Below are 12,455 nucleotides of genomic sequence, written 5' to 3' on the forward strand. Positions count from 1 at the left end.
GAATATCTGGAGGAGCCTATGTCGTCCGCGCCTTTCATCGCCGGCATGCGCAAGGTCGCAGGCGCCGTCTCCGTGATCACCACGACGGGCAGCGACGGAGAGCGGCGCGGCCTTACCGCAACGGCCGTGTGCTCTTTGTCGACCGAGCCGCCATCGCTGGTCGCCTGCGTCAACCGCAAGACCTGGGTGGCGCAGTTCGTGCCGGATTCCGGCGTGTTTGCAATCAATGTGCTGTCGCATTTGCAGGAAGACGTGGCGCGCACCTTCGCCGGCCAGACCGAGCTCGCGGCGGGCGAGCGGTTCGGCATTGGCGATTGGCATTCGGGAGTGACCGGCGTTCCGGTCGTGCGTGGGGCGCTCGCCTCGTTCGAATGCCGTTTGGAACAGGTCGTCGAGCACACGACCCATGTGATCCTGATCGGCCACGTGGTGGAGACGGTGCTCGGGGACGGGCAATCGCTGGTCTATGTCGAAGGCGGTTTCTCAGCGGTGGGGCATGTCCGGTCCGCTGCCTGAACCGATGGATCGAAACGAGTTGGGAGAAGACCGATGAAGGGTTTGAACGGAAAAACGGCGATCATTTCAGGTGGGGCCACGCTGATCGGCGAAGGCTGCGCGGCGGTTCTTGCAGGCTACGGCGTCAATGTCATCATTGCCGATATCAACGAAGCGGATGGTGAGGCGGTCGCCGGCCGGATCGGCACCAAGGCCAGTTTCATCCGCACCGACATCACCAGCGACGAAGGCATCAAGGCACTGGTCGAAGCGACGGTGAAACGTCATGGCCGGCTGGATTTCCTGGTCAATGTTGCCGCCACCTATCTCGACAATGGTGCAGAAACCACGCGCAGCGAATGGCTGAAAGCGTTCGATGTCAATGTCGTCGGTTCGGTGGTGTTGATGCAGGAGGCGCGTCCGCATCTGGCCAAGACCAAGGGCGCGATCGTCAATTTCGGTTCGATCTCGGCGCGTGTCGCCCAGGTCGGGCGCTGGGCCTATCCGGTCTCCAAGGCCGCGATCTTGCAACTGACCCGCAACCAGGCACTCGATCTCGCAGCCGACGGCATCCGCGTCAACGCCGTGTCTCCGGGCTGGACCTGGAGCAACATCATGCGCCAGCTGTCCAACGACAACCGGCCGAAGACTGACGGCGTGGCGGCTCCTTTCCATCTGCTGAAACGTACCGGCGACCCGGCGGAAGTGGCGGAAGCGGTGGCATTCCTGCTTTCCGATGCGGCGAGCTTCATCACCGGCACCGATATCCGCGTCGACGGCGGCTACACGGCGATGGGTCCGGAACGCATCGATCCGGCCATCCCGCTCCTGATGGAATAGGCCCGGCAAGCGCTGCAAAGACAAAACAAGGGAAGGGAACAACGATGAGCAAGCGCATCACGATTTTGGGGGGAGGGCAGGCTGGCCTGCAGCTTGCCTGCGGCCTGCTTCAACACGGCGGCTATGAGGTGAAGGTCGTCCAGAACCGGACGGCGGAAGACATGCGCACCGGCAAGGTGCTGTCCAGCCAGTGCATGTTCGACACCGCCTTGCAGAACGAGCGCGATGTCGGCCTCAACTTCTGGGAAAAGGAGTGCCCGACTGTCGATTCCATCAATTTCGTCGTACCGGCGCCGGATCAACCCGGCGCCAAGGCGATCGATTGGAACGGCAAGCTCGATAAGCCGGCGCAGAGCGTCGACCAGCGCGTGAAGATCCCGGTCTGGATGAGCGAGTTCGAGCGGCGTGGTGGCACGCTGGAAATCAAGGAAGCCGGTATCGCCGATCTCGAGAACTATGCTGCGTCGTCTGACCTCACCATCGTTGCCGCCGGCAAGGGCGACATTGCCAAGCTGTTCGAGCGCGACGCGGAAAAATCTCCCTTCGATAAGCCGCAGCGCGCGCTGGCGCTAACCTATGTCCATGGCATGGTGCCGCGGCCGGACCATTCGGCGGTCAATTTCAATCTGATCCCCGGCATCGGTGAATATTTCGTCTTTCCGGCGCTGACCAATTCGGGCGCTTGCGAGATCATGGTGCTGGAAGGCATTCCCGGCGGGCCGATGGATTGCTGGAAGGACGTGACTTCGCCGCAGGAGCATCTGGCGCGATCGAAATGGATCCTCGATACATTCCTGCCCTGGGAGGCGGATCGCTGCCGCACCGTCGAACTGACCGATGCCAACGGCATCCTGTCGGGCGCCTTCCCGCCCACGGTTCGCAAGCCGGTCGGACGCCTGCCTTCGGGGCGGCTGGTGCTGGGTCTGGCGGATGCCGTCTGCCTCAACGACCCGATCACGGGGCAGGGATCGAACAACGCCTCGAAAGCGGCGAGGGTCTATATGGACGCCATTCTGGCGCATGGCGACCGGCCGTTCGACGCCTCCTTCATGCAGGCAGCCTTCGACCGCTATTGGCAGTATGCGCAATATGTCGTCGGCTGGACGAATGCGATGCTGACGCCGCCACCGCCGCATGTGCTCAACATCATGGGGTCGGCACAGGCCTATCCAGCGCTCGCCAGGAGAATAGCCAACGGCTTCAACAACCCGCCGGACCTGTTCCCCTGGTTCGCCGTGCCGGAAGAAGCCGACCGTTACCTGCAGCAACTGGCGGCTTGATCTTTCAGCGGCATGGCCGGGTTACTAGTCATGCCGCGCAGAAGGTCTTACTCGAAGAAAACGCTGATCGTTCCGTAGGGTCCGAAATCGGCGGCGATGGTGTCGCCGTGCCGCGCTTCGACCGGACGCACGAAGGAACCCGACAGCACGACTTCTCCGGCAGCGATGCCCATGCCATAGGTGTGCAGCCGGTTGACCAGCCAGACGATGCCCATGGCCGGGTGGTTCAGGACGCCTGCACCCAGGCCGGTTTCTTCCACCTCGGCGTTGCGCGAGACGATAGCGCCGATCCAGCGCATGTCGGCGTCAAGCGGACGGATCGGCCGTCCGCCAAGCACGATGCCGGCATTGGCAGCGTTGTCGGAAATGGTGTCGAAGAAGGTGCGGGCCTTGCCCGTCTCCTTGTTCATGCGCTCGATGCGCGTATCAAGGATTTCGAGCGCCGGCGTGATGTAGTCGGTGGCATTCAGCACATCGAAGATGGTGACGTTCGGGCCGCGCAGGGATGCCTTCATGACAAAGGCGATCTCGGCCTCGATGCGCGGCTGGATGTAGCGATCGGCCGGGACCGTTCCACCGTCGGCGAAGAACATGTCGTCGAAAAGGATGCCGGAATCCGGAATGTTGATATTCAATGCCGATTGCATGGCCTTGGATGTGAGGCCGATCTTCCAGCCCCTGGTGACCGCGCCGGCCTCGATCTTCTTCTTCACCAGCGCCGCCTGCACTTTGTAGGCATCGTCCATGGTGGCGTTCGGGAAGTCGAGGCTGAGCAGGCGGATCTGGCGCCGACTGCGTTCGGCCTCGAACAGGCGTGTCGCGGCATCGTCGATTTCGGCGGGTGTCATGGTCGTCGCGCTCACTCGTCAACAACTCCGTTGCGCAGGATGCCGATGCCCTCGGCCTCGACCTCGATCACGTCGCCCGGCTTCAGCCAGATCGGCGGATCGAAACGGGCGCCGGCGCCGGTCGGGGTGCCGGTGACGATGACGTCGCCCGGTACCAGCGTCGTGAAGGTCGAAATATAGGCAATGATCTTACGGAAGGAGAAGATCATGCGGCTGGTGCGGTCGCTCTGGCGAACCTCGCCGTTGACGCGCGTTTCCAGCTTGATGTCGGCGATCTGCGCCTCATCGGTGAAAGGCACCAGCCAGGGCCCGATCGAGCCGGTGCGGTCGAAATTTTTGCCCTGGGTGACATTGAACTTGGCGTGTCGGACCCAGTCGCGGATCGTGCCTTCGTTGCACAGCGAAAGCGCTGCGATGTGGTCGAGTGCGCTTGCTTCCGGAATGCGGCGACCGCCCTTGCCGATGACGATGACGATCTCGCCCTCATAGTCGAGCTGCGGTGATTCCGGTGGGCGCACCAGATTGGCCCCATGGCCGACGAAGGAACGCGGAAAGCGGATGAACAGCGAAGGGTTGGAAGGCGCGGCCTGGCCGTCCTTGTACTCTTCGTTGCGGTCGGGAAAATTGACGCCAACGCAGATCAGCTTTTCCGGCATCGGCACCGGGATCTCATAGGCGATGTCGGAGAGCGAGAAGTCGGCCGGCAAGCCGGCCGCTTCTTCTGCCAGCCGGCGCAAGGCGCCGGCCTCAATGACTTCCCGCAGCGTTGGCCACTGACTGCCATAACGGCTGGAAAGGTCGACGGCACCGTTTTCGGCTATGGCGCCGTAGCGCGTCTTGCCGCCTGCGGCGAATGTGGCAATGCGTGCGTTCATGCCCGGCTCCTTGCGAAGGTCGTCTCGGTGCCGGTCAGGGCGCGATGATGGGCGAAGCGGCGAGATCGGGGTCGCGCGGCTCGACACCGGCGAACACGCTGCCTTCCTCGAACCACGAGCGCGGCGCGGGTGCCCCCCACAGGGTCTGCCGCTGCGGATCCTTCAGGTCCCACTTGATGGGCTCAAGGTCGGGATCGACCGTCTGGTAGTCCGAGCAATAGATCTCGATGCGATGGTTGTCGGGGTCGCGGACGTAGAGGAAGAAGGCGTTCGAAATGCCGTGCCGGCCGGGGCCGCGTTCGATGTTGCCGATGTAGCCGGTGGTGGCCATCAGATCGAGCAGATCGATGATGTTGAGCGGCGTCGGCACCCAGAAGGCGACATGGTGCAGGCGAGGGCCGCGGCCGTTGGTGAAGGCGATGTCGTGCACGCCGCCCTTGCGGTGCGTCCAGGCGGCCCACAGTTTCCCGGTCTCGGCGTCTTCCGTGTATTCGGTCACGCGGAAGCCGAGCTCGTTGTAGAAGGCCACCGATTCATCGACATTCGGCGAATAGCAATTGAAGTGGTCGATGCGCAGCGGCTTCACGCCCTTGTAGAGGGCATATTTCTGATGGATGGGCGGCAGACGGTCCATCTTGGAATAGAATTCGAGCGGAATGCCGTGCGGATCGCGTGTGCGGAAAGTGCGCGACTGGTAGGGCCGCTCGACCCACTCCACCGGCAGGCCCTTGGCCTTGAAGAAATGCTCGGCCTTGTCGAGGTCTTCCTCGCTGTACAGCTTGAAGCCGAGATCGCAGGCTTCCGCCTTGTCGGCTTTCCTCAAAACGATGCAGTGATGGCCACGCTCCTCCAGCGCACGCAGATAGATGGCGTCTTTGCTCTCGTCGGTCACCTGCAGGCCGAGCGTATCGACATAGAACGCGCGGGATTTCGCCAGGTCCGTGACCGCAAGTTCGACATGGCTCAGCCGCACGATGTTGAAAGCGGGATAGAGATTGGGTTGCGGCAAAGGCATCGGGTTCCTCCTCGTATGTGTCGCTGCGCGGCATGGCGAAGCCACGCGGCAGGGCGTCAGCCGCCAAGCTTCTGGATGGCGTGCGGCTTGGTCGCGAAAGCGATGTTCTTGGTTTCCATGTAGAAGTCGAACGACCAGTCACCGCCGTCGCGGCCGATACCGGAGTTCTTCACGCCACCGAATGGTGTCGGCAGATGGCGCACATTCTCGGAATTCACCCAGATCATGCCGGCTTCCAGCGCTTCGGTGAAGCGGAAGGCGCGTGTCACGTCGGACGTCCACAGATAGCCGGTGAGGCCGTAATCGGTGTCGTTGGCGATTGCCAGCGCTTCTGCCTCGTCCTTGAACGGGATGGCGGTGAGCACAGGGCCGAAAATCTCTTCGCGGGCGACGCGCATCGAATTGTTGGCGCCGGTGAAGAGGGTGGGGGCGATATAGCAGCCGCCGCCAGGACCATCGAACTTGGTACCGCCGGCAGCGATGGTGACGCCTTCCGACTTGGCGATCTCGATGTAGGAGAGCACCTTCTTCTCGTGCACGGGGTGGATCAGCGGGCCGACCACCGTCTCGGGATCGAGCGGATGGCCGATCTTGATACGCTTGGCCCTCTCGGCAACAAGCGCCGTGAACTTGTCGTGAATGGAAGCCTCGACCAGCAGGCGCGACGAAGAGGTGCAGCGTTCGCCATTGAGCGAATAGATCATGAAGACCGCGGCATCCGCCGCGCGTTCCAGATCGGCATCGGCGAAGACGATGACCGGGTTCTTGCCACCCAGTTCGAAATGCACGCGCTTCAGCGTGTCGGCGCCCTGCTTCATGATCATAGAGCCGGTGCGGCTTTCTCCGACGAAACCGATGGCCTTGATGTCGGGGTGCTCGGTCAGCGACTTGCCCGCATCTTCGCCGAGGCCGTTGACGAGGTTCCAGACACCCTTGGGCAGGCCGGCCTCTTCGGCGATCTCGACCAGGAGACGCGCGCTCAGCGGCGAGAACTCCGCCGGCTTGTGGACGATCGTGCAGCCGGCGGCGAGCGCCGGCGCGATCTTCCAGGTCGACAGCATGAAGGGGGTGTTCCAGGGCGTGATGACACCGACAGGGCCGATCGGCACGCGTGTCGTCATGTTGACCTGGCCGGCGTCCTGCAACGTGCGGCCGTCGCGTGCCTGTGGTGCACGGTCGGCGTAGAAGCGGAAGTTCTCGGCGCCGCGCAGCGCCGCCTTGGCCATGAATTTCAGCGACTGCCCCGTGTCCATACATTCGACGAAGGCGATTTCTTCGGCGCGCGCGACGATGGCATCAGCGATCTTGTGCAGCAACTTCTTGCGGGCATCGCCCGACATGGCCGCCCAGTCGCGGAATGCGGCTTTCGCTGCCTTGGCGGCGCGGTCGATGTCCGCAGCCTTGCCGTGCGCCACCTTGGCCAGCGGCTTCAGGTCGACCGGCGAGATCGTTTCGAAGGTCGTGCCATCGGCGGCCGGTACTGCCTCGCCGGCAATGTGATTGAGCACGCCGTCGCGCTTGAAGCGTTCGAGATAGGCGCTTGCCTTGCGCAGATTGTCGTCCAGTGCGCTCATGCTTTCGTCCTCGTTACTTGCCGCGCAGTCGCGGGTGGATCGCATTCTTCTTCCAACTCAGTTCGGCGTCGATCTCGCGGATCTCAAGCGACAGCGCGAAATGAGGGGTGGTAAACAGCGGTGCCAGCCGTTGTGACACGGCGGCGAAGATGGCCTCGCCGGTGCGCTTCTTTTCTTCCGCGCTACGGCCCTTGCCGATGCGGAAATTCATGTCGATGAAGCCGTTCTGCGGCAGCCGGTCGGCGATCGCGTAGGCTTCCGCGCGAAATGCGCGCACACGGATGGCGCCGATCTCGAACAGACCCGTTTCCAGGATCGTGTCCGCCACCAGCGTGCACAGGCCCTGGATATCGACCGTTTCATCGAGATTCGCGGAATATTCGATCGCCATGTGGGGCACGGCGTTCCTCCACTATAAAGTCGACTGTTTGTAATTAACATGTGAATTACATCTTGACTGATGAAAGTCAAGCGCTGTTGAATGGGTTGTGCCATCCGCTCCCGGCGGGATTGCCGGTGCCGCCAAAATCGCGGATATAGCGCTTAAAAGCCGACTGCGCGTAGCGCGTGTGCCGGTTCGCGAAACAGACGGAACCAGAGCGGAGACGCCATCTTGCTGCCGCCTTCCACACGACGCTCCCTGCCGATGACGCTTCTGCGTGCCCGCGAAGTGATCATGGCGCATTTCCGGCCGATGCTGGCCCGGCACGACATCACCGAACAGCAGTGGCGCGTTTTGCGCGTGCTGGCCGAGACGGGGCCGCTCGAGGCAACCGAACTCGCCGGCCGCGCTTCGATCCTGCCGCCGAGTCTCACACGCATCATCAAGGCGCTGGAAGAGCGCCGGCTCATCACCCGCAATCGGGTGAAGGACGATGGCCGGCGCGCGCTGCTTGCCATCACGCCAAGCGGCGTGGCGCTGATCGAGGACTTGGCTCCCGAGCGCATCGCCATCTACGAGGCGATCGAGGGACGATACGGCGCCGAGCAGTACGAACAGCTCCTCGACATGCTGGAAAGCCTGATCCAGTCGGAGAGCAGCGAAGGCTGAGTTTTTTCTCTTTGCGGATCGGCCCGCTGCGAGCTTCGTTCGACCGTCCGCCATCGTGGCCTGCTTCTCACCCACCGAAACTGCCGAGCGCCATCGGCTGCGAATAGTTGCGGTCGACGTAAAGCAATGCCGCTTCGCCGCTGCCATGGCGGATGTCGACGACGCGGCCGAACATCACATTGTGCGTGCCGACCTTGTTGACGTCGCCGATCTCGCAGTCGAACGAAACGATGGCGTCGAGCAGCGCCGGCATGCCGGAAGGCATGGTCTGCCAGTTCGCCGCCTGATAGCGCTCGGCCATATCACGGATGGCGCCAGCGAATTTCGAAGCGAGATGCATGTGTGCCTGCGTCAGCACGTTGACGCAGAAACGTCGGTTGTCGAGGAACATTCCCGTCTGCCCCGAGCGCTCGTTCATGCAGATGAGCAAGGTCGGCGGATCGTCGGAAACACTGCACATGGCCGTCGCGGTAAAGCCGCCGCGACCGGCCGGTCCATCCGTTGTGACGATGTTGACGGGCGCGCAGACACGCGCCATGGCGTCACGAAATTCCAGTCTCGAGACCTGCGGTTGCATGGCTGGCCCTCATGCTCAATCGTCGCCTAACGGCGGCAGCCAGGTGTTGCCGGTCCAGCCGTTCTCGTCATAGTCGGCCATGCAGGTGTCGACGAGTTCTTCCATCTGCTTAAGCCGGCCACCGCGCTCGGCGCCCTTCAGAACCTGCAGCCGGACCTCTTCCTGGGCGCCGGCATAGTTGAGTTCATAAAGCGCGTGGCGGCCGCCGAACTCCGTGCCGGTGGCGTCCCAAAGCAGCTTCATGATCTTGATGCGTTCGATGTGACCCATATTGTCGGAACCCCGCACATATTGCGCCAGGTAGCGGTCGATGTCGGGATTGCCGAAATCCTTGGCGGAGGAAGGCAGGTAGATCAGGCCGGACGCGACAACCTTGCGCACCGTCTCGATGACGCGCGGATAGGCCTCGGACATGAAGGTGCGGTAGGCGAGCGCAGCTTCCATGTTCGGCAGCACGGCACCGCCAGCCCATGGGATCGGGTTATAGGCCATTGCGTTGGAGAAGCTCCAGAACATGTGGCGCAGCGCGATCACTTCACCGAGTGCCGCCTGGTTGCCGCGGAAGGCATCGCCGCCGGTGGCGCGCAGCGCCTTTGCAAGCAGGCCGGCCAGGAAATCGAGCTTCACGGCAAAACGTGTGCAGCCTTGGAAGCAATAGCCGTGCATGAAGCCGGATGCGGGGTGGAAGGAGAGGATCTTCTGCGCGTCGCGCAGCACCAGAACGTCCTCCCAGGGCACGAAGACATTGTCGAGCACCAGAATGGCGTCGTTCTCGTCGAAGCGGGACGACAATGGATAATCGAAGGGGTGGCCGACCGTGTTGGCCGTCTGCTCGTAGGAAACGCGGCAGAACATCTTCACGCCCGGCGCATTCATAGGCACGATGAACATCACCGAAAGCGAGGGATCTTCCGTTACCGTGGCGGAACTCTGCGCCAGGAAATTGTAGTGAGTCAGCGCCGACGAGGTTGCCACCACCTTGGCGCCGGAGACCCAGATACCCGCATCGTTCTCCTTGGTGATGTGGACGAAGACATCCTTCACCTGTTCGGCCGGCTTGTGGCGATCGATCGGCGGATTGACGATGGCATGGTTCATGAACAGGACGGATTCTTGCGCCCGCTTGTGCCAGGCACGAGCGTTGTCCTTGAACGGGCCGTACCAGTCGGCATTGGCGCCCAGCGTGTTCATCAGCGCCGCTTTGTAGTCGGCGGTGCGCCCCATCCAGCCATAGGTCATGCGCGCCCAATGGGCGATGGCACCCTGCTGTGCGACGAGGTCGGCCGGCGAATGGGCAACACGGAAGTATTTGTGGGTATAGCCACCAGAGCCGGTATCGGTCGGTGAAGTGAGAACAGCCTGCTGCTTGGGGTCGTGGAGAGCATCGTAGAGACGGGCGAGCGAGCGCACCGAATTGCGCATCGCCGGATGGGTGGTGACGTCGGTTATCCGTTCGCCGTTGATATAGACCTCGCGGCCGTCGCGCAGGCTTTCCAGATATTCAGCACCTGTGAACGGGCGCGTCTTGTCGGCCCGGAAATCTTCTGCTCGCATCATGATCCTCCCTTGATGCGTTGAGAGTAGCGCTGGGCAGGGCGATGGTTTATGGACAAAAGTTGAAAACCGCTTGGACTTTTTCGGGCGCCATGAGCCAGGTCTTCATCCCTGAATTCTTCGTTTACGGCGAACCTGCGCGCGCGCTCGACGTCGGGTTCTTCCATGTTGAAACCGTTCTCGCGCGCGAAGGTATCCATCGCGGCCGCGTGCAGCCGCACAAGCACCCGCAGATGGGCCAGGTCACCTTCTGGACGAGCGGCCGCGGCAATTACCGGATCGAACAGTTTTCCGAAGATTTTGCAGCACCCGCCGTGAGTTTCGTGCCGAGCGGCGTGGTGCATGGTTTCGATATCGAGCCTGGTACTGACGCGATCGTGGTCTCGGTGGCCGATGACGCGCTTGCCGCGATTGCGGCGAACTCGCTCTTGCGGCTCGACCGCCCTGTTTTCGTCACCGGACGCGGCGATGAGACGCTGTGGCGAAAACTGGAGACCAGTATCCGGGCAATCCAGGAGGAATATGCCGATGCGCTGCCAGGCATGGACAAAATCCTGCCACCGTTGATCGCCGTGGCGCTTTCCGGCATTGCGCGGCTGGGCAGCGGGCCGCAACCGATCGAACTTCCCGCAATGGGAGCGCTGGCGGCCAGGCTGCGTCATCTCATTGACCGGAACTTTCGTGAAGACTGGCCGGTGGAGCGTTTTGTCGAGACACTGGGCACCACACGGCACCTGCTCGACAAGGCCGCTCAGCAAGTGCTGGGCACCGGGGTGCGGCAAGCCGTCAATGAAAGACGCCTGGTGGAAGCCAAGCGGCTGCTCGCCTTCACCATCCGGTCGGTCGAAGACATCGCTTTCGAGACGGGTTTCAACGATCCCGCCTATTTCTCGCGTTTCTTCCGCAAGGCGACAGGCTTGTCGCCCGCGGCGTGGCGAAGGGAGCGACTAGGCCCCTCCGCCGGTTGAAGCCTGCTCAGGCGGTCGCCGCCGTCAGGCCGGCATCGAGACCTTCGGCGATCCTGGCGACGTCGGCGGCAGTGATGATCAGCGGCGGCGACAGGATGATCATGTTGCCCGATACGCGCAGCATGACGCCGGCGTCGTAGGCGGCGTCGGCCACCTTGGCCATGGTCTTCTTGTCGGCAGCCTTCTTGGAACCGCGGTCGGACACCAGTTCAAGCGCTGCCATCAGCCCCTTGCTGCGCACATCGCCGACCAGCGTATGCTTGGCTTTCAGCGCTTCCAGCGCCCTGCCGAGTTCAACGCCGCGCACTGCTGCGTTTTCATTGACGCCAAGACGCCTGGTTTCGGCGAGTGCTGCAAGGCCCGCGGCACAGCCGACCGGGTGGCCGGAATAGGTATAGCCGTGGCCGATGGCGCCGAAACTGGTCTTGTCCGCCTCGAAGACGTCCGCCACTTTCTGACCGATCAGCGTGGCACCGAGCGGGAAGTAGCCGCAGGTGATCGCCTTTGCGATGGTCATGAAATCCGGCTTCACGTTCCAGAGCCGTGATCCCGACCAGGCGCCGGTGCGGCCGAAAGCGGTCACCACTTCGTCGGCGATGAGCAGGATGTCGTGCCGGTCGCAGATCTCGCGCACCAGCGGCATGAAGGTTTCCGGCGGCACGATGACGCCGCCGGCGCCGAGAACCGGTTCCATGATGAAGGCGGCGATGGTGTCGGCGCCCTGGAAGGCGATTTCTTCCTCGATGGCGCGCGCGCACAGCCTGGCGAGGGTGACCGGATCGGTTTCGTCGAACGGGTTGCGATAGGTCCAGGGCGCCGGTGTGTGGAAGCAGCCTGGCAGCAACGGCTCGTAGTTGCGGCGGAAATTGGCGTTGCCGTTGACCGAGGCGCCGCCGAAATGCGTGCCATGATAACCCTTCTTCAGCGCCAGGAATTTGGTGCGGTCGGCCTGCCCCCGGATCTTCCAGTATTGGCGGGCAAGGCGCAGCGCCGTCTCGACCGAATCCGAACCGCCCGAGGTGAAGAAGGTGCGCACCATGCCTTCCGGCGCGAACCACTGCGAGAGCTCATAGGCGAGCTCGATCGATGGGCCTGTCGAAGTGCCGCGAAAACCCGAATAGTAAGGGAGGGTGTCGAGCTGGGCTGCGATCGCCTGCTTGATCGGATCGCTGCTGTAGCCGAGATTGACGTTCCACAGGCCGCCGACGGCGTCCAGCACGGTACGCCCTTCGATGTCGGTGACATGGGCGCCTTCGCCTTTCATGATTACGCGCGGCGGCGATGCTCGCATCTCGGCAGGATGCGCCATCGGATGCCAGATCGGCTTGGCATTGTTTTCGGCGAAAAAGTTGGTGTCGCGCATCTGAAGTCTCCAATT

Annotated in this window: 13 protein-coding genes; 5 read left to right on the forward strand and 8 right to left on the reverse strand. The window is 62.7% G+C overall.

Annotated features, from left to right (window positions below; all coding sequences use genetic code 11):
- Positions 1-18: 18 nt before the first annotated feature.
- Genes AO692_RS08320 through AO692_RS08330 form a run of 3 tightly spaced genes read left to right on the forward strand, consistent with a single transcriptional unit; the run spans position 19 to position 2,615 of the window.
- Positions 19-516 (forward strand): flavin reductase family protein, encoded by a 498-nt coding sequence (locus AO692_RS08320; RefSeq protein WP_054309599.1) that lies wholly within the window; start codon positions 19-21, stop codon positions 514-516.
- 33 nt (positions 517-549) lie between these two features.
- Positions 550-1,335 carry an SDR family oxidoreductase gene (locus AO692_RS08325; RefSeq protein ID WP_054309600.1) on the forward strand — a complete coding sequence of 262 codons (786 nt, stop codon included), beginning with the start codon at positions 550-552 and terminating at the stop codon, positions 1,333-1,335.
- Between the two features lie 44 nt (positions 1,336-1,379).
- Positions 1,380-2,615, forward strand: a complete 1,236-nt coding sequence (locus AO692_RS08330) for a styrene monooxygenase/indole monooxygenase family protein (RefSeq protein WP_054309601.1) — start codon at positions 1,380-1,382, stop codon at positions 2,613-2,615.
- Between the two features lie 47 nt (positions 2,616-2,662).
- Here the strand turns inward: AO692_RS08330 and hpaH are convergent, their stop codons facing one another.
- From hpaH to AO692_RS08355, 5 genes are read right to left on the reverse strand one after another with little or no spacing between them, the layout of a single operon-like run.
- Positions 2,663-3,463 (reverse strand): 2-oxo-hept-4-ene-1,7-dioate hydratase, encoded by an 801-nt coding sequence (hpaH, locus tag AO692_RS08335; protein WP_054309733.1) that lies wholly within the window; start codon positions 3,461-3,463, stop codon positions 2,663-2,665.
- Between the two features lie 11 nt (positions 3,464-3,474).
- Positions 3,475-4,338, reverse strand: a complete 864-nt coding sequence (locus tag AO692_RS08340) for a fumarylacetoacetate hydrolase family protein (RefSeq protein WP_054309602.1) — start codon at positions 4,336-4,338, stop codon at positions 3,475-3,477.
- A 34-nt stretch (positions 4,339-4,372) separates the two neighbouring features.
- Positions 4,373-5,353 carry a 3,4-dihydroxyphenylacetate 2,3-dioxygenase gene (hpaD, locus tag AO692_RS08345; protein ID WP_054309603.1) on the reverse strand — a complete coding sequence of 327 codons (981 nt, stop codon included), beginning with the start codon at positions 5,351-5,353 and terminating at the stop codon, positions 4,373-4,375.
- Positions 5,354-5,409: 56 nt separating this feature from the next.
- Positions 5,410-6,927, reverse strand: coding sequence for a 5-carboxymethyl-2-hydroxymuconate semialdehyde dehydrogenase (hpaE, locus tag AO692_RS08350; RefSeq protein WP_054309604.1), 1,518 nt, complete (start codon positions 6,925-6,927; stop codon positions 5,410-5,412).
- A gap of 13 nt (positions 6,928-6,940) precedes the next feature.
- Positions 6,941-7,327 (reverse strand): 5-carboxymethyl-2-hydroxymuconate Delta-isomerase, encoded by a 387-nt coding sequence (locus AO692_RS08355; protein WP_054309605.1) that lies wholly within the window; start codon positions 7,325-7,327, stop codon positions 6,941-6,943.
- A 246-nt stretch (positions 7,328-7,573) separates the two neighbouring features.
- Between AO692_RS08355 and hpaR the strand changes: the two genes are divergently transcribed.
- On the forward strand, positions 7,574-7,978 hold the full coding sequence (gene hpaR, locus AO692_RS08360; RefSeq protein WP_162839659.1) for a homoprotocatechuate degradation operon regulator HpaR: 405 nt from the start codon (positions 7,574-7,576) through the stop codon (positions 7,976-7,978).
- Between the two features lie 67 nt (positions 7,979-8,045).
- Here the strand turns inward: hpaR and AO692_RS08365 are convergent, their stop codons facing one another.
- Both AO692_RS08365 and AO692_RS08370 read right to left on the reverse strand, forming a co-directional pair.
- Entirely contained in the window at positions 8,046-8,555 is a 510-nt protein-coding gene (locus AO692_RS08365; protein ID WP_054309607.1) for a flavin reductase, read from the reverse strand.
- A gap of 15 nt (positions 8,556-8,570) precedes the next feature.
- A complete protein-coding gene (locus tag AO692_RS08370) occupies positions 8,571-10,109 on the reverse strand; it encodes a 4-hydroxyphenylacetate 3-hydroxylase N-terminal domain-containing protein (protein WP_054309608.1) in 1,539 nt (512 codons plus the stop codon).
- 92 nt (positions 10,110-10,201) lie between these two features.
- Here AO692_RS08370 and AO692_RS08375 point away from each other — a divergent pair, with 92 nt between their 5' ends.
- A complete protein-coding gene (locus AO692_RS08375; RefSeq protein WP_054309734.1) occupies positions 10,202-11,077 on the forward strand; it encodes a helix-turn-helix domain-containing protein in 876 nt (291 codons plus the stop codon).
- A 7-nt stretch (positions 11,078-11,084) separates the two neighbouring features.
- Here AO692_RS08375 and AO692_RS08380 read toward each other — a convergent pair whose 3' ends face one another.
- Positions 11,085-12,440: an aminotransferase class III-fold pyridoxal phosphate-dependent enzyme gene (locus AO692_RS08380; protein WP_054309609.1), complete on the reverse strand. Its 1,356-nt coding sequence runs from the start codon at positions 12,438-12,440 to the stop codon at positions 11,085-11,087.
- Positions 12,441-12,455: the final 15 nt, after the last annotated feature.

The organism is Mesorhizobium sp. 1M-11 (genome assembly GCF_001303895.1).
In the GTDB taxonomy this organism is placed as follows: domain Bacteria; phylum Pseudomonadota; class Alphaproteobacteria; order Rhizobiales; family Rhizobiaceae; genus Mesorhizobium.